Genomic DNA, 23,077 nt, shown 5'->3' with positions numbered 1-23,077 from the left:
CTTCTCTCACCTAATTAACCAATTTCTAAAACACTCATCTAATAACTTTGCCTCTTTAAGTGCTGTAGTTGGTTTAGCTTCCTGTAAATAGTTATCACAGACTAATAAAACTTTTTCTATATAACCAAGCAACTTAGTATGAGGTCCTATGACATAAGCTTCATCTACAGTTACTTTTAATTCTATTAAATGTTTAATCTCTGATATTAACTCTAGTTCTAGATTTAAGCTTTCCATAAGCTGATTTATTTCCATCGGTGGAATAGTGTGATGGTTTAATACATAGTCACACGCCAATGCACTTCGTAAAGCATAAAAATAAGCTTTTAACTTGCCTAATGATGTTTCCTTGATTTGCTGTACTTTGTTATAAGCTAAGCTTTTATAGTGATAAAGTGCTGTTTTTTCATTAAAATAAAGTACTGCTAATGCCATACACTGGTCCCTAAACTCTTTCTCCTCCCTATAAGCAATTGGAGACTGCAACCATTCCCATACTGTTGGGTTAGATTTTCTAATATGAATGAGTAGCTTTTTCAAATCCCAACCATCTACATCATATACCTCATCTACAGGAAGACTTATATGGTCTATTACTTCTCCTATGGTTAAATAATTCTCCAAAGGTTGAGTATATACAAAACGACAATCATAATCTGAGTCAATTGAAGGAAATCCCCATCCTCTACTTCCTGATTCTATGGCCATTAAAATATGAATACGTTTTTCCGCTTCTAATTCGTTTAAGGTTTGTTTGATATTATCGACAATCGTTGGATTCATTTTTCCCCTTTACCTTTCCTATAACTTTTCTTTATTATAGCTTATGTATCAAATCTTTTAGGGTTTATTTATTCTCTTCTCTATACCAATAACTATGAAATCCGTAATTTTGTATGATGCTATCTTTTGGTGTTTGTGTAATCGTAGAATAGATATTTAAGTAATCACCTATTCCAGTAAATATATTAAGCACCGCCAATGAAATAAGGATTTGCGAAACTGACCTATTGCCATCAAACATACCCATGATCCATAATACATATGGTATAAAACCTAATACTAAATTAGGACATAAGGACATCCATATAAATCTCCTGCGAGAAATAGGTGCATTACAATACACAAATGCTGCAGGCTCTTCTTTTTTATACCAAATTTCCTTAATACTTTCTTTTGGATAACAAATAGCATGTAGCCCTTCATGAATAGGAACAAGAGGTAAACTTATTATACTAGCAATTAGGATGCCTCCTGCCAACTGCTTTATATTAATCTCCGAAAACTGCATCTGCCATACTTGGATTTTTACCAGAATACCAATAATCATTATTATAAATATTGGTACACTAATAAGTGTTCCTTTTATAAACACTTCTTTCATCGTATCTGGTTCTTCATACTTAATAGCTGCTTCAGGTAATCTTCCTGTTTTTAGTTGTTCTTCATCTTGATATCTGCCCATGTACTTAATATTTTTAAACATCCCCAAACTCCTATAATAAGATTATTTTTCTTTGCTTTATCTTATCATTTCTTCTTAGATATCAATCTATCTTTATTTATTTTTTATTATTCCTAATGAATACCTATATGCCTCATTCTTCTAGCTTAATCCATATTCTTCAGGAGATGGCTGATTTTCTTCTAACGTATATACCTTTCCATCCTCAGTCCTATTAATAAAGTGATAGTTGTACATTTCTCTTCTAAGTAGTGCTGCATCATTAAAAGTACATATCTCATTAATGGCTTCATTCATTTCCTTTTCTGTATATGTCTTATGAGCTTCTAATTGATTAGCTATATAAAACATAACAGCAATCTTTAGTTTTCTTTTAGATGGATACATCGATAATTTACCACTTGAATCCAGATAATTTTTCAACCATTTTTCCATCATCATCATCTCCCTTTATATACTTCTATTATTTTTCCCTCGTACTATTTTACACGATATATACCACAATCATCTGAACGTTCTAAAAAGCCATACTCAATTAAAGCTCTTCTAATCGTTGGATAATCCTCATAAATTCTTTTTAGAATGTGATTAATCTCTTTTTCTTGATACTCATAATCAACTTTGAATTGTTTCATAATTTCTCTAAGAAGAATAATTTTTTTCTTTTCCTTCGCCGGGAATTGTTTAATACATCCCTCGGTGTCTAGATAAGTTTGAATCGTTTTTTCTCTTTCTAGGTCAGTTATGCTATATCTATCATCAATCATATTAGCTGATAAGTGCACCTCTTCTAGAACCCCTATATCTGATTCATTTATTTTTCTACTTATTTTTTCTTCTAGTGACTGCATCGTTGCTAAATACAACTTAGCTTGTTTTTCTTTTTCTCTTAGCTTAAAACGATGATTTCTAACAGTTGAATGTGCAATCCCTAGATCCTTGGCAATACTTCTATCATCTTTTCCTTCTGCCATAAGCCTTAAAATTTGTTGCTGTACTTCTGATATACCTATAGCAGTTGATTTACCCTTTAAGAAATACGTAGCTGCACATTCATGTGTACTAATAATATGGTTTCTTATGGCACCATAAGCATCATATAATTCCGTTTCTATTTGATAAATTCTTCCCTTTTTAAATACTTTTCCACAGAATAAGCAAATATACTCTTCTTTACTTTCTTTATAACCTACTGTAATTTCATCTACTGAAGCTTCCCATACCAAATCTAAATTTTCCATGCCAATCTCCCATCAAATTTTATTGATTGATATGATTTTATATTAGTTTTTGATTTTTGTCTATAATATAGTAAACATTTTTATTTTTTGTTTATATTTTTATATATGCATTTATTTTTATCAACCTCTTCCTCCTGTACAAATCCATCTATATATAAAAAGTACATAACTATTTAATTACTATCATAAACAGAACTTCACTAACGCACCATTTTAATATGACCGAATAGCTAAAAGAGCACTATATAAACTAGAGGTTATAAACATTCCTAGCTTATACAGTGCTCTTTTAGCATTTTATACTTTCACAAATTGAATTATTTACTTACTTCTTATATGTCACCATGACTTTTTTCCCTAACTTTTTGCCTAAGAAGTAAAAGAAATACCCTATAGGCCTTTTATAAATAGGAACTGGAACAACCCTATCATATACAGTGTCTTTTCTAATAGGATCTGTCCAATAGCTACCATCCTCTGTTTCATATTCACTCCCTTTTACATAATACAGAGACATTCCCCTAAATAAGTTATAGGGAATCATAACTAAGACACTTGGACTATGTAATTTTTCAAAACTAGTATCTTGATAAAACTTTTTAGTTACCTGCTCACACTTCATTTTTGTTTTATTATTAATCCTATAATCATTCCAGCTATAAGCTGGGACTGGCAAAAGATAACACTTGTTAAAGCCTATTCCCTTCAAAAAGGATGCAATACTTTCAGCTGCTGATTTAGCCCCTACACCTCCTGTTGTCGTTATAACTAATGCTTTTTTAGTAAAGAAGTGTGGACGATGAAGGAGGTAACACAAATGATCGAAAAAGTTTTTAAGCAAGGTAGTTTCCCTTCTATTATAACTAGTCGAGGCTACTATGATTCCATCAGCTTCTTCCATGGCATTTAACACTTGCTGAATCTTTTCATTATGAGGGCAATTACTTTCTCCTGTTCTAAAGCAAAGAGAACAACCTGTGCAAAATGGTAATTTCAGATTTAATAAATGAATTTCTTCTATAATACTACTTGGTTCTATGGTTTTTAGTATACCTTGAACCTCTTCTGCTAATTTCCACGTGTTTCCCTTATGTGGGCTTCCATTAATGAATAGATATTTCATCTTCTTGTCTCCTCTCATTAATGCTTATTCTATCTTAGTTCTTTCCTATTTATGAAGTATACTAAGCCATGTCCATTCACCATAATCTTCTTCTTTTAATAATAATCGACTTATATTAACCCCTAAAAATACTAATGTAGAAATGACTACAAAAATAAAGTTCCTTGCTTCAGAAGTCATATCTGGTTGAAAAAAGATTGAGTTTAAAGGTAACATGCTCTCAAAGTGACTTGCATAAAACACGAACCCAATACCAAAGTTAGTCATACCTGCTAAGAACTGAACAATAAAAATAGCTATACTTAACCTCATTATAAAATTCTTATTTAGAATACCCTCTTTACTTTTTCTTTCTCTAAGTATCCATGTTATAGCAAAAAGGGTTACCATGTTTATACTTATTGCAAATACAGTACTTACTATGCCTTTACCAAACAATAGCCACGAACTAATGAATACTGAGTTTATTGGCGAGGTAGTAACAGAACTACTGATTAAAACTAATAATCCAATCCCAATCAACCCTATTCTTGAGTGCTTCATCTGTACTATTATGCTTCCTATCCCTACATTTAAAATGGTAGCTATTATACCTACTAATAAACTAATAAAAAAACCTGCTCCTAAACTCTTTAGCCCTATACTTTCTATACTCATACCACTTTTTAAAATAGGAGTGACTATCATTAATAATCCTAGTCCACTTCCTACTAGTACTGCTAAAGAACCTCTAGATACATATTCCTCGTTTTTCTCCTCAGATTTTGGAATAAATAAGCTCCTACCAATCATATATAATGGTACACTTAAGACTACAAATAAAATGACTATACTTATGTTAATAAACCTAGATATACCTAAATTTCCATGTAACCATATGTATTGCTCTGTAAAAAATAGCCCCCATTGTTCTAGCATTGCATATCCAAATGAATAGTTCTGATCCATGCCAAAACTAAACTGAGACATTGTCATAAAATTAATCAACGCCAGAAAGATTGCAGAAGTCCATACTATTTTAAAATTGACATCTCTTTTTCTTTCTATATATTTTAGTAAAATAAGTATAAGAAGCCCTACCTTAAATGCAGCAATCCCCAATATCACCCATCTAAAATTTCTACTTAGCCCTATATCACTTGGTACCAACTTTTGAAGCCACAGGCTTAACACACTCATGGGCAATACAAATAAAAATCCCCAGAAACCTATAAGTCCATTCCTAATACTGTTATTCTTAATAATCTTAAATACAGTTCCAATTACACCTAAGATAATGAATAGGATTATTGATATCTCAGAATTAATTTTTAGAACATCTAATAAACTATCCTTTGCATATTCAAAAGAATAATTTAGTCCTGGTATTGGCTTAACCACGCATCCCACAACTACCAATCCTATAGTGATCAATGCATAAATTCCTAAAATAACTACTGCTAAGATTCCCCACATACTTTTTCTTGTTTTTACTGGCCCACTTAAAATCTCCTGTTCCATTATAACACTCTCCCCTTCTTATTTTTAATAAAACCCCATTTTTATTTATAATCATTCAGTTGCTATATCGATTGAATTTTGAAGAGCTGTTAAAAATTAATACTGAGCAGTACCAAACTTCTTTTAATACAACTGAATACCTGGATTAATTTTATAATATTTAGATTTTTTATTCAACTATAGATAACCCATTTGAGAGGTGTAATTATATTGTTATAATCCAGAAAATAAGTAGGCCTCAAAAACCTTCTTAAATCCTAGATTTGAAATAGTAATTTCTAGGATTAACAATATGACCTGATGTCATAAAGGAGCGTTTGTACAGAGCTAAGGTACACAATAAAAAAGTAGCTAAGATTTTTAATCCTCCTAGCTACTTGCAAATCATTATTTAACTAATGTTCCATTATAATAAACTTCATACCCTTTATCCACTAAGTTTTCATAAGCAGACCAATCACTTTGGGCAAGACGAATTCCTAAATTAAGTGACCCAGAGTTTGGCGCCATACTATAGGTAGTATCAAAGGTTATTTCAAGATAGCCATCTTTAAAAGTACCTTTTACGCCTGAAGCAAGATTCACATACCATGGAGATACATTGAGCTGAAGGCCTGCATTATCACACCAAAAGCTTTGACTCTTTGTACTTGTTTTAGTGTAATAGTAGCGGATAGTGAGCTTAGAAAGATCAAGGTTTTGACTACCTACAGATGTAATAGTATATTGTTGATTGACAGAGCTACCTAACTGGGTAGTAACGCTCACCTTAGGGATAGCACCTTCTGTTGGTGTTGGCGTAGGTGTAGGTGTTGGGGTAGGTGTTGGGGTAGGTGTTGGGGTAGGCGTAGGCGTTGGTGTTGGTGTTGGCGTAGGCGTTGGTGTTGGCGTCGGTGTTGGCGTCAAACTATCTTTTAAATAACTCTTCAACCATTGCAATGCTGGACGTTCTGTTCCAGAAGTATTTCTAAGATGTGTGTTACTCTTCCATGTTTGACCTTCGATATATCCCCACAATGTAATTCCTTTTACACCTGAGTGCTCCCATAATACAGGGAATTTTTCTTTATAAAGTGCTAGCTGTGTACTATCATCACCTGACATATCAAGCTCTGATACATAGATAGGTAATCCTGTTGCTGCTAATTTATCTAGATTAGTCTTCATGGTACTTACAGACACATAATTCATATTAAACTCATGACATTGAATACCAATTCCGTCAACCAAATTTCTTTCTTTTAATAAGTTAATAATTTGAATGTATTGATTAGTAGCGTTAGTATCACTAATAATACCATACTCATTAATGAGTAACTTACCTTGACAATATTTTCTAGCTTGGGTGAAAGACCAAATAACCCAATCCCATCCTGTTTCACCATCTCCACCAATTGCATCTTTATAAGATGGTTTAGCATGCAGCGGCTCATTAACAACATCTATTATATCCACTGTACTATACCTTGATCCAACTGCCTTAATCCATTCCAAAACTTCTTCTTGTTGTTCTGCCTTAGAAAGATTTTTAATCCAGTTAGGTTCTTGACTCCCCCATACTAGTGTATGAAATTTAAATGGATAGTTATTCTGCTTCGCATAATTAAAATAGCTATCTACTGCAGTCCAATTCATACTATCTCTAGTACCCTCAACTGCATCCCACTTACTCGCATTTTCTGGCGTAACTTGGTTCCAATAGGTTCCAAAATCACTTGGAATACTATTTCCAATGACATTGCCTAAAAATTTACTACCACTCGTCATACTTGCATAGGCATCTTGTTTGGGTATGATGGTTGCTGCCATCATGAGTCCTGCTACTAAAAGAGCCGTGCATTTTTTACTTAACTTCATTAATTTCATACCTATTCCTCCTTAATAAAATTTCAAATCAAACCTTTGATTTGTGATGTGTAGTTTATCCTAACATCTAATGAAATCTTAATATATATTCGGAATATTTTAAATATTTTTGTTTATTATGTATATTTTTATGTGTTATTTTGTTATTTTTTTGTTTGTTTTTACCAGTTTTAGGTTATTTATTAAGTCTTTTATCCTCTACTTGTAGCACTCTATAAGTGGGAAAGTCCTTTTATAAATCCCTAAATGATTAATAGTTATCCTTTAACAGCCCCCATTACTAGACTGTCTTGTACTTGTCTATTAAGTAATAAGTAAATCATTATCGTTGGTATGGTTGCTACGACCAATGCCGCTCCAATAGGTCCCCATTGAGTTAAAAACTGACCTGACATAGATTGAATACCTACTGTTAGCGTTTTCTTTGCATTATTGCTAATGAATACTGTTGCAAACATCAGCTCATTCCATGCTTGTATAAATGTAAAAATGGATACTGTAGCTATAGCCGGTTTCAATAAAGGTAGAATGACTGATATAAAAATCTTATAGATACTGGCACCATCTATACTTGCTGATTCCTCTAATTCTCTCGGAATACCTGCTACAAAGCCAGTCATAATCATAATTGCCACTGGCATAGCAAAGGCTACATATGGAATAATCAATGACCATGCGGTATTTAGTATATGCAAGGTTTGCATCATATAAAATACAGGTAATAAAGCTGCATGAATAGGAATCATAATACCTATCATAAAAATAGTCATAGCTGTTTTTCTAAGCTTCCATACCATTCGTTCTAATGCATAGCTGGCTGTTACCGCTACTATAATGGTTAATAAGATGGTCATACCTGTAACAATCACACTATTTAATAGGTAGATACCTACATTGCCTCCCATAAATGCTGATTGATAGTTGGAAAAGATCCAATGCCTTGGAAGTCCTGCTATATTCTCACCAAATATTTCTGTGTTATCTTTAAGAGAAAAACACACTAACCAATAAATAGGAAACAGGCATATTACAGTCCATATGCTCAGTAATAAATATTTTAAACCTACCACTATCCTTTTACCCATGTGCTTTTCCTCCTTTAATAACGTTTCTCTATTTGACTAAAAATGCCTCTAGCTAAAGCTGTAAAAATAAAACACTCAATAATAATAAATACTGCCATAGCACTTCCATAGCCGTATCGATAGCTGTTAAAAATACTCTTAACCATAAGTGTACTTGGCACTTCACTTGCACCTGCTGGGCCTCCATTAGTTAGTACAAATACTAAATCAAATACTTTAAGTGATCCCGTTACTGATAAAATAGTACTTACCTTAAGCATAGGAATAATAAGTGGTATGGTTATCTTAGTTGCCATTTTCCTACTACTTGCTCCATCTATTTGAGCTGCCTCATAAATATCAGGTGATATCGTCTTGATTGCAGCATATAGTAAAAGCATATGATAACCTACATACTGCCACAAAATAGGTACAAAAGAAGCCCCTAAAGCTGTATTCGTTTCTCCTAGCCAAGCCTTTGCCCATCTCCCTAAACCTATTGCTCTTAAAAACGTATTAAGTAGTCCATAGTCAGGATTATAAATTTTCATCCATAGCTGTCCAATAACAACTGTGGCTAGTACAACTGGGATAAAAAACACTGTTCTAAAAAAGCCCTCTCCCTTAATACCATTAGCCAAAACAAGTGCTAGTATTAAAGAAATGGGTATTTGAATCACTAATGAAACTACTAAGAAAAACAAGGAGTTCATAACAGCTTTAGGGAACCCATCCTTGTTATTTATAAAGAGTTCTTTAAAGTTATCTATTCCAATAAATTTAGCTATGCCAAAGCCATTCCAATCTAATGTTGAGTAATATCCTGATAAAATAACAGGTAATACGATAATTAGCAAAAAGAATAATGTTGCTGGTAGCATAAACAGAAAAATAGCTTTCTTATCAGCGAAAATATTCTTCATCTCATCTCTCCCCCTCTATCACAAAGTTCTCTATCATCAAGTCCTGTTTAGAAAAGCCACTGTTAGCTTAAGTTCTGCTTAAACAACAGTGGCTTTTGTATTTAACTATTCATTCATTGTTTGTAACTGTTTTACAAATTCTTCTGGTGTAATTTGTTTTGCAAATAATTCTGCTGATTTATTCATATAGGTTTCGGAATCTTCACCTTCAAGTAATGTATTCCACCATAAAGTAAATGAATTAGAGTCCTGAATCAAATCAACTAATTGTAATGTCAGTGGATCAATTTGAGATTCATCTACATCTACTTTCCATGTTGGGATACCAGCCCCACTTAAGTATAAGTTCTTAGAGAATTTTTCAGAAATTGTTCTTAATGCATATACTGCTTCTTTAGGATGTTTTGTAGCAGCATTAACGACAAAGGTTTCAGCTACACCACCAGTAAAGTCATTCACATTGCTCTTTTCGTTAATCGTTGGGAATTTAGCAATTGAGATTTTACCTTTTACAGGACAATCATCTGCATTGATATTTCCAATTGTCCAGCTACCATTAACGTACATCGGTATTTGACCATTATAGAAAGGTACTTCTGATTCATCTCTTGATACTCCCAAAGCACCATTTGTAAATGCACCCATGTCTACAAGTTCTTGTAATTTAGCAGCACCTTCAATAATACCCTCATCTACGAAAGAGCCTTTTTTAGTTAAAGCATTATAACATGTTTCATAGCCTGCTGCTCTTGTTTCTATAATATCTAAATACATATCGATACACCATCTATCTTTAGCACCTACTGCCATTGGTGTAATACCATTATCTTTAAATGTTTTACAAGCTGTTACTAATTCATCCCATGTTTCAGGAATTTTAACACTATATTTATTAAATAACTCTGTATTTACAAAGAATGTGCCAACTGACATTGAGTGTCCTATACCATAAATCTTTCCGTCAAATGTCATATTGGTAAGCGTACCATTTAATATTTTATCTTTCGTAGCATCATCAAGGTACTCATCTAATGCAAGGACTTTACCTGCATCTACGATATTCTTCATATAACCGCCGCTCCAGTAGAAATAAATGTCTGGTGCTTCATTAGCTGCAATTGTTGCTGTCATCTTCGTTTTATAAGTTTCATTTTCAGTTGCATCTAATACTACCTGAATATTAGGATTTTCTTCATTAAACTCTTTTACTGCTGCTTCAAATGGTGCTTTACTAGATTCACTTTCCGCTGCCCAAATATGCCACAAATTCAAGGTCACCACTTCATCTGAGGTAGTTTCTGCTTCTTGTTTTGCTTCTGTACTTGTACTAGCAGTATTCTCAGTTTTAGTTCCATCCCCTGTTGTAGTAGTACCGCCTGTACATCCTATCATTGAAAATGCCATCATGCTTGAGATTAAGAATGTTATTGCCTTTTTAAATTTCCCCATCTTATCCCCTCCTGGATATATTGTAGTTTTTTACAACCAAATCCTTGATATGCTTTTATTTTATAGGCATTTTGCATCTATGTACACGTATTTAGATGTTTAAAAATAGTAATTTTTTTACCTATTCTAAGTTATACTTATGATTTTTTATCACTTTTTTATAATCATGAATGGACATTCCCCTATTTTTCTTAAAACATTTACTAAAATAAGTAGCATCTACTACACCTACTAATTCAGCTATCTCATAAGCTTTCTTATCTGTATTTTCAAGGTACCATATAGCTCTCTCGATTCTTGCCTTTGTAAGATATTCTATGAAAGGTTCGCCTACCTCTCTCTTGAATAATCTACTTAAATAAGATGAATTCAAAAAAAAATGGGCGGCCACTGTTGATAAAGATAGATCTTGATCACTTAAATGCTCTCTCACATACTCTAATACCTGTTGAATGACTGGCCTCGATGCACTTTCCTTTTCACTAATGCCGTACTTAAGCCTTCTTTCCTTTACCCTCATAATAGCTTTTTCTAAAGCTTCATTTAATTCACTTTTTCTAATAGGTTTTAAAAGATAGTCAGACACCCCTAATTTGATAGCTCTTTGGGCATACTCAAATTCTTCATAAGCACTAATCATAATAATAATCAAATCGGGGTTATAAGCTAACGCTTTTTGAGTCAACTCTAAACCATCTACAATAGGCATCTTTATATCCGTAATCACTATATCTGGATATTTTTGCTTAATCACTGCTATACCCTCTTCTCCATTAGTAGCTTCACAAATCATATTTATCCCTAGTTCCTTATTAATAAGCAGCTTAATAAGTCCCCTGGTTTTCTCTTCATCATCAATTACGAGCACTTTAATCATCACTCTCTACTCCCCCCTATTGGTATATAAAGCGTTATCTTCGTCCCCCTATCTTCCTCACTTTCTATCCTATATAAATCTCTTCTTTCGAAAAAAATGTTCAATCGTTCAAAAGTCCCCCTTAACCCAAAGCTTGCCTTATTATTCATAATGGTTGCTATTTTTTCTCCTGCCATACCAACCCCATCATCTTCTACTTCAAGTAAAATATAGTTTTCCTCTAATCTCGAACGAATGGCGATATGCCCTGGTTGTTGTTTTGGTTTAATACCATGGTAAATAGCATTTTCCACTAATGGTTGCAGTATAAGTTTTGGTACTGTATAGGGCAGTACACAAGCTTCTATTTCAAAGGTAAACTGTATGGTCTCTCCATATCTCATTTTTTGCAGGTATAAATAATCTTTTACAATATTTATTTCCTCTTCAAGTGAAATAATTTCACTTCCCTTACTTAAGCTAGTACGATAGTAATTTCCAAAGGCCTCCAGCGCTTCACAAAGTTCGTCATTTCTTCCTGAATAAGCTAAAAACCGCATGGCATCAATAGTATTGTATAAAAAGTGGGGCTTTACTTGTTCTTGCAGCATCCTAAGTTCAGCAGTTCTCTTAAACTGCTGTTCTGCATAAATTCTTTTAATGAGTTTTTCAATCTCATCTACCATATCATTATAATGATTTTTAAGTTCACCAACCTCATCGCCTCCTGTCTTTATATCTACCTTTACAAACTTTCCAGTTTCCATCTGTTTCATTGAATGAACCAATCTTTCAATAGGTTTTGTAATAGTGTGGGACATAATTAAACAGCTCACCATAACAAAAATACCACTCATAATAATAATAACAACAATGGCTACTTGATAAGGTTCCCTCTCTAATTCCTTTATTGGAATACTCATAATAGCCATCCAGCCATATTTAGATAACACTTTGTATGAAAATAAATACCTACTATCATTTACACTTACAATGCGTGACCCCTTCTCATCCTTTAATCCTTTAGGAAAAATCTCATTAATTATTTTTTTAGAGATATCCCCTTCTGTAGCAATTACTTTTTGATTTTCATTCAGCAGTAAAATATTAGGACTATATCCACTTGAAATTTCATCATAATTACTTTTAAAGGCCTCCTCTGAGATGTTAATCATCAATGTTCCTATAGGTTTCATTGTCACTGTGCTATTAATAATACGAATCAAAGAAATGGTATTTTCTGCTTCTCCATTCCAAAAAATATCATCTGCATTAATCTCAATAATATAATAACCTTTTTCATCCTTTGCTCTCTCGTACCAAGAAGCCTCTTCAATAGATTCAAATTTTAAAGACTTCAAAGAATGCTTATCTGAGCCATATCGATGCCCATAATGATCAAATACATAAATAGACTGAACATACGGTATGGAGTGAACCATCTCCGCTAGAGCTGTCGACACCCGATTTTGATTGGCTACTAATTCCGTATTACTCTTTTCTTTAATAACTTGTTGAATTTCATTATTGGCTATTATAATTCTAGAATTATTGCTAACATTAGTAATGACATTATCAATATTCGTTTCAAGTGAGTTTAATGATTGTGTTATTAGACTTACTTGTTTTTCAATAGTAATTTGATTGCTTATATAAGCGTAGATGGTAAGCGATATACTTAAGGAAAAAACCAAAAAACACATATACATAATAGACAACTTAATTGAAATCTTCCAATCTGAATATGCTAGCTTTCTCATAGTCATTCTCCTTAATAACTTAAAACAAAAAGGTGCTGTACAACTTACTCTTTAGTTGTGCAACACCTTTTTTAGTCTCTATTTACGTAACATTTGCTTAGCTTGATTTACTACATTCTCTACTGCAAATCCCTGCTTTTTAAATATAATACCTGCCGGAGCTGACTCACCAAAGGTATCTATTGAAATCACTTGTCCTTCAAATCCTGTGTACTTATGCCAACCGAAGCTAGTAGCTGCTTCTATTGCAATTCTCTTTACCTTATTACTTGGCAGGATAGATTCTTTATACTCGTCAGATTGCTTTTCAAAAACATCTACAGATGCCATGCTAATAGCACTTGCTTTAATACCTTCTTCAGCTAATACTTTTGTTGCTTGTTCAACTAAATGTACCTCTGAACCTGTTGCAATTAATAATATCTCCGCCTCTTCTGGCGCTACACCACCTACGACATAGGCACCTTTCTTAGCTTCTTCTCCTGATTTTTCAAGGAAAGGTAGGTCTTGTCTTGAAAGAACAATAGCTACTGGTTCTGTTTTACTATTTAGTGCATACTCCCATGCTGCCACTGTTTCTTTCGCATCAGCTGGCCTAAAAGTTATAAGGTTTGGCGTACTACGAAGCATTGCTAGCTGCTCTATAGGTTGATGTGTTGGACCATCTTCTCCTACTCCTATGCTATCATGAGTTAATACATAAGTTACTGGCAATTTCATAAGTGCTGCTAATCGCATTGGATTCTTCATATAATCACTAAATACAAAAAAGGTTGAACAGAAGGTTCTAAGTCCCCCGTGTAAAGTGATACCATTTGCTATAGCACCCATAGCATGTTCACGAATGCCAAAGTGAAGATTCCGTCCTGAGTAGTCTTCGCTACTAAAATCCCCCTTACCATTCATATAAGTTTTAGTGGAAGGAGCAAGGTCTGCAGATCCTCCTATTATGTAATCAACTACGTCTGCCATATGATTAATGACTTCGTAAGAAGCTACACGTGTAGCCATTTTCTTACTTGTATCTTGATACTTATCATAAATATCTAATTTTACTTCTCCTAGGTTATGCCACTGCTCCCACTTCTCAACATATTCTGGATAAGTTTTGGCATAGCTTTCAAATAGCTTCTGCCACTCAGCTTCTTTCTTAGCACCCTCTTGATTAAGTTCTTTAATATGTGTTTTCACTTCATCTTCTACAAAGAATGCTTGATCATGGTGTTCTAAAAAGCTTCTCATTTCTGCTAAATTCTCCTGTCCTAAAGGCTCACCATGTGCTGCTGCTTTTCCTTGTTTCTTTGGACAACCATATCCAATTTGTGTTTTTATTTCTATAAAGCTTGGTTTTGATAGATTAGCTTTAGCCGCATCTAGTGCTTTTTTAATAGCCGCTATATCATTACCGTCTTCTACAAGGAAGGTTTCAAAACCTTGTGCCTCAAAACGTGCTCTTACGTTTTCTTTAAAAGCAATATTGGTACTACCTTCAATAGTAATATTATTTGAATCATAGAGTACAATAAGCTTACCTAATTTTAATGTGCCTGCTAGAGACGCTGCTTCATAGGAAATACCTTCCATCAAACAGCCATCTCCAACTAATGTATAGGTATAATGATCTACAATAGGATAGCCCTCTTTATTGAATTCAGCACTCAAATGTTTTTCTGCTATGGCCATACCTACTGCCATGGCAATCCCTTGTCCTAAAGGACCTGTAGTTGCTTCTACTCCAACAGTATGTCCATACTCTGGATGACCTGGTGTTAGGCTTCCTTCTTGGCGGAAATTCTTGAGGTCTTCTGCTGTGAGTCCATAATTAAATACATGTAATAAAGCATATAATAGGGCTGAACCATGTCCTGCTGAAAGAACAAAGCGGTCTCTATTTTCCCATTTTGGATTTTTAGGATTATGTGCCATATTAGCCCATAAAGTATATGCCATAGGCGCAGAACCTAAAGGCAATCCTGGATGTCCTGAATTAGCCTCTTGAACAGCTTCTGCTGCTAATACACGAATAGTATTAATTGTTTTTTGCTCTACTTTCATTTTCTACTCCCTTTCTCCTATTAAAATCTTCTAAATACCTCGTTCTGTAATTATGACAGTTATTAGTTCTTTAAAATATATGCATATGACCTTAAAAGAAGGGCCATATGCAAAATAAGGGGGTTATTGTTAGTTAAGCTTTTGTTCTAAACCTTCCCAATCCTTGAGGAATCTTTGAATACCATTATCTGTAAGAGGATGTTTAGTCATTTGAATAATGACGTTATAAGGGACAGTTGCAATATGAGCTCCTGCTTTAGCTGCATCTACTACATGAAGAGGACTACGTACACTAGCTGCGATAATCTCTGTTTCAATGCCGTGGATATCAAATATTTCTGCAATATCTCTTACTAATTGCATACCTTCTGCTCCGACATCATCAAGCCTTCCCAAGAATGGACTAACATAAGTAGCTCCAGCTCTAGCTGCAAGTAAAGCTTGTGCAGCTGAAAAAATTAAAGTTACATTGGTTTTAATCCCTTTGGCAGTTAGCTGTTTCGTTGCTTTTAACCCTTCTTCTGTCATAGGTAATTTAATAACAATATTTTTGTGTATTTTAGCAAGTTCTAAAGCTTCCTCTACCATTTTAGGTGCTTCAAGTGAAATAACTTCTGCACTAATAGGACCATCTACAATCTCTGTAATTTCTTTAATAACGGATTTAAACTCAAGTCCTTCACGAGCAATAAGAGAAGGGTTAGTAGTTACCCCACAGATTACTCCTAGGTCATTTGCCTTACGAATTTCTTCAGTATTAGCTGTGTCCACAAATAATTTCATTTTAATTCCTCCTAAATAGTTGTATATAAAGTTTTATTGAATCTATTATCACGTTGTTTTTCATCATGTCGTTATGTTGTCCGTACAAGTTAAATATACTACTATATTTTTAATTTTTCAATAGTATCTGATTATAAAGTCTAAATATTTTTATCAAAGTGTATTTAAATCTTATTAAAAAAGTTTTCTCAATTACTTTCTCCGCTGAAACTTGCCTTTATTCATCACTTGATATTTCCTATTTAACAAAAAAATCACACATTAATTACTGTAACCTTTACAGTTTCAATTAATGTGTGTTCCTTATAACTTTATCATCTATGTTGCTCAATATAAAATTGAAATTGATCTGAACGATAAATCGCTTCAAAATACTCTATTATAACCTCTTTACCTTTCATATCTGCATAAACTTGTCCCTTAAATAGCATGACAGGTGCCCCTTCTTTAATTTTAAGCTGAAGTGCTATTTCTTCATTAGCTAAAATGGCTTCTACTGTACGAATAGCTCTAGTAATGACTATGCCATAGTCCTTTTCAATCACCTTATATAAGGATTCTTTGTTAAAATCCACCTTTTCAATGCCTGGTACAAGATGATAAGGAATATGACTCTTGTTTTTATTAATAGGGATTTCATCCCCATAAATAACACGTTCCATGTAAAAGGTTTCTTGCTCTTGGTCGATTTCTAACATCTTGGCTACTCGTTTTGAGGGCTTTTCTATAGTAGCTTTTAATACAAAAGGTTTTGGTTCTAGACCATAACGTCTAATATCTTCACTACAACCAGATAGCTTAATAAGTCCTTGCTCAAAACCACGCCCTTTCACAAAGGTTCCTTTGCCTTGCTTTTTATATAAATAACCCTCATTAACCAGTTCATCAATAGCTTTTCTAACTGTAGTACGACTTAAGTTATAGGTCTGCATAAGCTTAGGTTCTGAAGGTATACATTCGTCTACGCCGATCTCTTCATTTTCAATCATATCAATAATTATATTTTTTAATTGATAGTACATAGGTAAAAAGTTGTTTTGAATTTGCATACGGCACCTTTTCCTTGTCCTTAATATTAAATCATCTCATTTATTATAACATATTGTAACAATTCAGGTGAAATAATTTAAAAAGCAACGAACGATTAAAATGAATTAAAATCTTGACTTTTCATAATTATAAGGAATGCTTGTTCCTACAACGACATCTTCAATCTTCTCAATAATTAGCCAATCATCCATATTCCCTTGATGGTCAAATGCTAAAGGTTCTATTTCTCGGGTACCTGTAAATGCCACTAAACACATACATTTTTTGTGCCATCGTTCTTGTTGTTTTTTGGATAAATTGAGCTGGGGCTGATTGTTTTCAAGTGTACTATTAATCTCTTCTTCTGTTAGCTTAATATAGTTTTGTACAGATTCTACAGTTGCCATTGCCGTGATTTTACCTGTTCCCTTTTTCATGAAGTAAAGTTTTTCTCCTTCAAACACTCTACTATGGGGTATTTTTCGTCCTGCTGCTGCTCTTATAATCATTGTCTTTGAACCTTCTACTATTTTTTCTAATACCTTTTCCTTATCATCGCAGTATACTAAATGAACCACTAGTTATCCTCCTTTTTCATGACTGGAATCCAAACTTCAAACTTTGTATTTTGTGGGTCTGGTGAAAGGTAAACTTCTATATCTGGTGCGTTTCCATATTCATAGCCTGAAGTAGGTAGCCACTCTGTCACAATCCTTCTTTCTAATTCCTGCACTGCCTCTGGCATAGTCCCTTCTCCATAAAAAATGGCCCAGGTTGCTGGAGGCACTGTGAATTCTTCTAGTGATTCATCTAAAGGCTCATGACTTGCTGCTGCAATAAAATACTTCCACTGTTCTCTTTCATTACATGCACTTACCCCTAGTATGCCTTTAGGTTCTCCATTCATCATTGCTGCTAACTTTTCTATAGTGCCGCTCATTGCGGCCTTTTGCCACATCATCGGTACTACTTCGAAATTCTTTTCTATGTCTTGATGTAATGGAGCAGAAATCCCTATAATTCTAAAAGCTTCTTTCTTTTCGATTCTGTAATTCATTGCTACATCTCCCTTAATAGATAAACTAAAGCTGATAGGAGGATAAGCCTTTAAACTAATGCCCTCTTGTCTTGCCTTAGAGGGTGTCACATCATGGATGCTTTGAAAAGCACGATTAAAAGCTGTAGGAGATTCATAGCCATAAATAAGAGCAAGATCCACAATCTTTATATCTGTACTTTGCAATCTTACTGCTGCCATAGTCATTCGCCTACGTCGTATGTATTCTGAAAGTGGCACATTTGCCATATAAGTAAACATTCTTTGAAAATGGTAAGTTGAACAGCAAGCTAACTTAGCCACCTCTTCATACTTTATTTCATCTTCTAAATGCTCTTCAATATACTTCATAGCACGGTTTAAGCATTGTATCCATTCCATTTTTTCAGCTCCTTTTTATCATATATTAAGGTGAGTCACTTAGCCTCTCTTCTAATGCCTAAAAATGAGAGTTTTCTTACTTTTATTATACCTATCCAACTCCTTATAAACAATGGAACCCTAGTTAAATACCAAATTAGCATTATTAACTAGGGTTCTTATTTACCTATTTTATAATTCCTACCATTCTCAGTAAATACTTGGCGTTAGTGGTCTTACAACGACCCTTTTGAAGTTGATAGTCAAACTGTATCTCATTGTCTTTATAATGCTCTGTAAAGTGATAGTTATAAGATTCTCTTTTGCTACTATTTTCAAGTTCACATAGTTCAAAATCATGAGTGCTTACCATGACCGTAATCCATGGTTTTTCTAAAGCATGAATGGTTTCTGTAGCACCTAATATACGATCAGCTGAATTCGTTCCCTTAAAAATCTCATCTATTAATACAAGCATCGGCTGCTTTAATTCTGCTAATGTGATCATTTGTTTAATGCGTAAGAGTTCAGCATAAAAAGTTGAAATACCTTCATTGACATTATCTTCAATACGCATTGAAGTGAGTACCTCCATGCGTGCGGCTTCAAAGCTAGTTGCTAATACAGGTGCCCCTGCATAAGCTAAAGCTAGGTTAACACCTATTGTCCTTAGAAAAGTAGTTTTCCCTGACATATTGGAACCTGTAATAATACAGGTAGCATTTTTTAACTCTAATGCATTGCCTACCGCTGTTTGTTCTTGTATCAATGGGTGTTTTAACTGTGAAAAATTTACAAAAGGCTCTTTGGTTTCTTCTACCTGTGGGAAAACATAATCTTCTTTTACTTCACCAATGACAGCTAGACTTAGGAGGGCTTCCATTTCCCCCATCACCTTTAACCAACGACGGACTGATTTACCATATTGTTTATGCCACATATAGTAAATATCCATACAATGAAAATCCCACATTAAAGTACTTGCTACAATCATATAACCTAGTCCATTAAACCTTACTTTTAAGGCTTCTGTTAATTGTTTAAGTCCCTTTAAGGCCTTCTTTGGACCACCTTGGTCACGTAAGCTTTTTTGCAGGTCTTTTAAATAATCACACTTAAACTCTTTGTTTTCTATAGCATAGAGAAAGGCTTCATAGGCCTTTATGTTTTGGCTAAACTTAATAATGGGCTCAAATACCATATGATGCTTCCTATAGTAAAAGGCACCTAATCCTATCTGAACCAGTATACCAAGACTTCCTAACAAATTAGTAATTGGTGTTTGTCTATGAATCCCAATTAAAACACTAGAGAAAAGTACAATAAAGGGGAGTACTAGCGCTAAGCCCTTCATTACTATACTCTGCTTCTTGTCTTCCCCTTCAGCTAGCTCTACAAAAGCTTCCATTGTTTGAATTTCTATCCCCTCTTCGTTCTTCCCAATCATCTGGCTTAAAGTCTGAAGATGCAAGGCAAATGCTTCATCATTAAGTAGCTCTTTAATAGCTTCTTGCCTTCTAGAGGTTTGTTCATGTTGAGCGCCCTCAACTAATGCTTTTGCTAGCGCTTCTTTCCCATAAGGTGTATGTCCAACACAAATATACTGAAATAAAGAACCTTTACCTAATAAATCTAAATCCTTGGTTCTAGGAATATCTTGAGTAATATAATCTTTTCCCTCCTCTTTAAAATCTAACCACTCTTGTCCTAGACGTTTTACATAACCTTCTACCACTTCTTTTTTAGCTGTTTCATATTGCTTTTGGTTTTTTAACTTATTATAATGTTTTACCAAACCTATAAAACCTAATATAAGTAAAATCCCAATCATATAATAAAAATTATTTTTAAGTTCAAAACCTGCTATAATGCTAACTATCCCTAGTAAAAAAGTAGCTATTCTAAGCCATCCTACTTTGTCTAACCTATGCTCTAAAATACTTAATACTGTGTTTATCTGTTCTATATGAGATAAATACTTTTGTTTTTTCATCCGATTCTCCTATTCATGGTTCATTTAGACTACCGACAGTTCAACACTACAAAACCTTAGCATTTAATATCTGATTATATTTTAAATACTTTCTTTTACTTTGTATAGTAATTATTTGTAAAATATAATCACAACCATTGCCCTTAAATACCTATATATTCTAATAATAAAAATCTTTTTATATTTCTTTTAAAAAGTTTTTTATTATTTCATTGACGACTTCCACAAACTGTATTAACATTTATATATAATTAAAAATTTAGTTTACTTATTATTTTATTTATTTAAAGGAGGCCATACCCATCATGATTCATAATACCTTATTGCATGCACAAAAATTAGTTTCACAAATGACTATACAAGAAAAAATAACACAAATGCTTTATCAATCTCCAGCTATAGAACGCCTTGGCATTCCTGCTTATAATTGGTGGAATGAATCTCTACATGGTGTAGCACGTGCAGGCATTGCTACTATGTTTCCCCAAGCTATTGGTATGGCTGCAACCTTTGATGAAAACTTACTTCACCAAGTAGCAGATATCGTGTCTACTGAAGGACGTGCCAAATTTAATGCTTTTTCTAAAAAAGGAGATCGTGATATTTACAAAGGCATTACTTTCTGGGCCCCAAATATTAATATTTTTAGAGACCCAAGATGGGGACGTGGCCATGAAACCTTTGGTGAAGATCCTTATTTAACCTCTAGACTTGGTATTGCTTATATTAAAGGGCTTCAAGGCGAGGATAGAGAACATCTTAAAACAACAGCTTGCGCTAAACATTTTGCTGTACATAGCGGTCCTGAAGGTATTCGCCATAGCTTTGATGCTGTTGTAAACAAAAAAGATTTATATGATACCTACCTTTATGCTTTTAAAAGATGTGTTCAAGAAGGCCAAGTAGAAGCTGTTATGGGTGCTTATAATAGAGTTAATGGAGAACCTGCTTGTGGTAGTAAAACGCTTCTCCAAGATATTTTGCGTGATGATTGGGACTTTAAAGGACATGTTGTCTCTGACTGTTGGGCAATTCTAGACTTCCATGAGCATCATCATGTTACTTCTACTGTAGTTGAATCTGCTGCTATGGCTGTTAATAATGGATGTGATTTAAACTGTGGTAGTGCTTTTCTGCATTTATATGCTGCTTATGAGCAAGGCTTAGTAACTGAAGAAGCTATTGACCAAGCCGTTATTAGACTTTTAGATACACGCATTCGATTAGGTATGCTTGAAGATTATCCTTCCCCATATGAAGATACACCTTATGAGCTTGTGGAATGCAAAGAACATATTAATCTTTCCTTAGAGGTAGCTAAACGAAGTGTTGTTCTTCTCAAAAATGATGGCCTACTTCCTTTAAAGAAAGAAAACCTTAAGTCTATTGCTGTTATTGGCCCTAATGCCAATTCAAGAGATGGCCTTATTGGAAACTATGTAGGTACTTCTTCTGAATATATTACCCCACTTGAAGGTATTAAAAATTATGTAGGTGATGATGTAAGAGTATATTATGCTCAAGGTACTCACCTTTATAAAGATAAAGTAGAGTCCTTAGCAGAAAGTAAAGACCGTTTTGCTGAAGCTATCTTAGCAGCAGAAATGGCTGATGTCGTTGTCATGTGCTTAGGTTTAGACGCTACTATCGAAGGTGAACAAGGTGATGCTGGTAATGAATATGCAAGTGGTGATAAATTTGACCTTAACCTACCTGGTAATCAGCAAGAATTACTAGAAGCTGTACATGCTGTAGGCAAGCCAGTTATTCTCCTTCTTTCCTCCGGCAGTGCTTTAGCTGTTAAGTGGGCTGATGAAAATGTTAATGCTATTTTACAGACTTGGTACATAGGTGCTCGTGGTGGTAAAGTCATTGCAGAATTACTATTTGGTGAGTCTTCTCCTTCTGGAAAATTACCTATTACATTTTATAACTCAACAGATGAACTTCCTGCATTTGAAGATTATTCTATGACCAATAGAACTTATCGCTATATGAATTCTCCTGCTTTATATCCATTTGGATACGGCTTAACTTATACTCATATCAATTATAGTAATAGTCACTTAAGTAAAACTAAATTAGCTACGAATGAAGAGCTCACTGTTACGACCACGGTTACTAATGCAGGAAACTATCCAATTCATGAAAGCATTCAAATTTATATCAAAGATTTAAACGCAAGTACAACAGTTCCTCATTATGCTCTTAAGGGAATGGGCATCGCTAGATTAGCACCTGGTGAATCAAAAGAATTCTCCTATGTGATTAAACCTAGAGATTTAGCACTTATTAATGATGATGGTGAATGTTGGATAGAACCTGGTAAATTTACACTTTACATTGGTGGTGGACAGCCTGATACTCGTACTAAGGCTCTTACTGGACATACTATTGATGCTTTAGACTTTGAAGTAATAGGTACTGCCTGTCAATTAGAATATTAATCTTGTTTGTATCATTAATATCATTATATAAAATAAATATTTCTTATATAATAAAGGAAGCTTGTCATTAATGACAAGCTTCCTTTATTATATAAGTCTTTATTTG

At 33.9% G+C, this 23,077-nt stretch carries 19 protein-coding genes; 1 reads left to right on the top strand and 18 read right to left on the bottom strand.

The window, feature by feature from the left end; all coding sequences use genetic code 11:
• Nucleotides 1-6: 6 nt before the first annotated feature.
• The 18 genes from EKH84_RS06200 to EKH84_RS06115 form a co-directional block, all read right to left on the bottom strand.
• A complete protein-coding gene (locus EKH84_RS06200; RefSeq protein WP_127065603.1) occupies nt 7-783 on the bottom strand; it encodes a nucleotidyltransferase domain-containing protein in 777 nt (258 codons plus the stop codon).
• Between the two features lie 64 nt (nt 784-847).
• A complete protein-coding gene (locus EKH84_RS06195) occupies nt 848-1,486 on the bottom strand; it encodes a DUF3267 domain-containing protein (protein ID WP_127065602.1) in 639 nt (212 codons plus the stop codon).
• 120 nt (nt 1,487-1,606) lie between these two features.
• On the bottom strand, nt 1,607-1,900 hold the full coding sequence (locus tag EKH84_RS06190; RefSeq protein ID WP_127065601.1) for a DUF2087 domain-containing protein: 294 nt from the start codon (nt 1,898-1,900) through the stop codon (nt 1,607-1,609).
• Between the two features lie 44 nt (nt 1,901-1,944).
• Entirely contained in the window at nt 1,945-2,706 is a 762-nt protein-coding gene (locus EKH84_RS06185) for a DUF2087 domain-containing protein (protein ID WP_127065600.1), read from the bottom strand.
• A gap of 325 nt (nt 2,707-3,031) precedes the next feature.
• Complete coding sequence (locus EKH84_RS06180) at nt 3,032-3,829, bottom strand: flavodoxin family protein (RefSeq protein ID WP_127065599.1); 798 nt, start codon at nt 3,827-3,829, stop codon at nt 3,032-3,034.
• Nucleotides 3,830-3,874: 45 nt separating this feature from the next.
• Nucleotides 3,875-5,329 carry a hypothetical protein gene (locus EKH84_RS06175; protein WP_127065598.1) on the bottom strand — a complete coding sequence of 485 codons (1,455 nt, stop codon included), beginning with the start codon at nt 5,327-5,329 and terminating at the stop codon, nt 3,875-3,877.
• 387 nt (nt 5,330-5,716) lie between these two features.
• On the bottom strand, nt 5,717-7,195 hold the full coding sequence (locus EKH84_RS06170; protein WP_127065597.1) for an endo-1,4-beta-xylanase: 1,479 nt from the start codon (nt 7,193-7,195) through the stop codon (nt 5,717-5,719).
• Nucleotides 7,196-7,452: 257 nt separating this feature from the next.
• On the bottom strand, nt 7,453-8,280 hold the full coding sequence (locus tag EKH84_RS06165; protein ID WP_013655611.1) for a carbohydrate ABC transporter permease: 828 nt from the start codon (nt 8,278-8,280) through the stop codon (nt 7,453-7,455).
• Between the two features lie 14 nt (nt 8,281-8,294).
• Nucleotides 8,295-9,182 (bottom strand): carbohydrate ABC transporter permease, encoded by an 888-nt coding sequence (locus EKH84_RS06160; RefSeq protein ID WP_127065596.1) that lies wholly within the window; start codon nt 9,180-9,182, stop codon nt 8,295-8,297.
• Between the two features lie 105 nt (nt 9,183-9,287).
• Nucleotides 9,288-10,631 carry an extracellular solute-binding protein gene (locus tag EKH84_RS06155; protein ID WP_127065595.1) on the bottom strand — a complete coding sequence of 448 codons (1,344 nt, stop codon included), beginning with the start codon at nt 10,629-10,631 and terminating at the stop codon, nt 9,288-9,290.
• Between the two features lie 121 nt (nt 10,632-10,752).
• Nucleotides 10,753-11,508, bottom strand: coding sequence for a response regulator transcription factor (locus tag EKH84_RS06150; RefSeq protein ID WP_243118671.1), 756 nt, complete (start codon nt 11,506-11,508; stop codon nt 10,753-10,755).
• A complete protein-coding gene (locus EKH84_RS06145) occupies nt 11,508-13,247 on the bottom strand; it encodes a sensor histidine kinase (RefSeq protein WP_190283504.1) in 1,740 nt (579 codons plus the stop codon). Before EKH84_RS06145 ends, EKH84_RS06150 begins: the two co-directional genes overlap by 1 nt.
• A 78-nt stretch (nt 13,248-13,325) precedes the next feature.
• On the bottom strand, nt 13,326-15,302 hold the full coding sequence (gene tkt, locus EKH84_RS06140; RefSeq protein WP_127065592.1) for a transketolase: 1,977 nt from the start codon (nt 15,300-15,302) through the stop codon (nt 13,326-13,328).
• 129 nt (nt 15,303-15,431) lie between these two features.
• Entirely contained in the window at nt 15,432-16,085 is a 654-nt protein-coding gene (gene fsa / locus EKH84_RS06135; protein ID WP_127065591.1) for a fructose-6-phosphate aldolase, read from the bottom strand.
• Between the two features lie 314 nt (nt 16,086-16,399).
• On the bottom strand, nt 16,400-17,134 hold the full coding sequence (locus tag EKH84_RS06130) for a GntR family transcriptional regulator (protein WP_013655604.1): 735 nt from the start codon (nt 17,132-17,134) through the stop codon (nt 16,400-16,402).
• Between the two features lie 105 nt (nt 17,135-17,239).
• Nucleotides 17,240-17,692, bottom strand: coding sequence for a hypothetical protein (locus EKH84_RS06125; protein WP_013655603.1), 453 nt, complete (start codon nt 17,690-17,692; stop codon nt 17,240-17,242).
• Nucleotides 17,692-18,552, bottom strand: coding sequence for an AraC family transcriptional regulator (locus EKH84_RS06120; protein ID WP_127065590.1), 861 nt, complete (start codon nt 18,550-18,552; stop codon nt 17,692-17,694). Before EKH84_RS06120 ends, EKH84_RS06125 begins: the two co-directional genes overlap by 1 nt.
• Nucleotides 18,553-18,718: 166 nt before the next feature.
• The gene (locus EKH84_RS06115; protein WP_127065589.1) at nt 18,719-20,524 is read right to left on the bottom strand and encodes a MutS-related protein; all 1,806 of its coding nucleotides are present in this window, start codon (nt 20,522-20,524) and stop codon (nt 18,719-18,721) included.
• 305 nt (nt 20,525-20,829) lie between these two features.
• Between EKH84_RS06115 and EKH84_RS06110 the strand changes: the two genes are divergently transcribed.
• Complete coding sequence (locus tag EKH84_RS06110; RefSeq protein WP_127065588.1) at nt 20,830-22,971, top strand: glycoside hydrolase family 3 protein; 2,142 nt, start codon at nt 20,830-20,832, stop codon at nt 22,969-22,971.
• The last annotated feature ends 106 nt before the right edge of the window (nt 22,972-23,077 follow it).

This window comes from Cellulosilyticum sp. WCF-2 (assembly GCF_003990395.1).
In the GTDB taxonomy this organism is placed as follows: domain Bacteria; phylum Bacillota; class Clostridia; order Lachnospirales; family Cellulosilyticaceae; genus Cellulosilyticum; species Cellulosilyticum lentocellum.
Note: the sequence above shows the minus strand (reverse complement) of the source record. Positions and strands in the feature narration are given on the sequence as shown.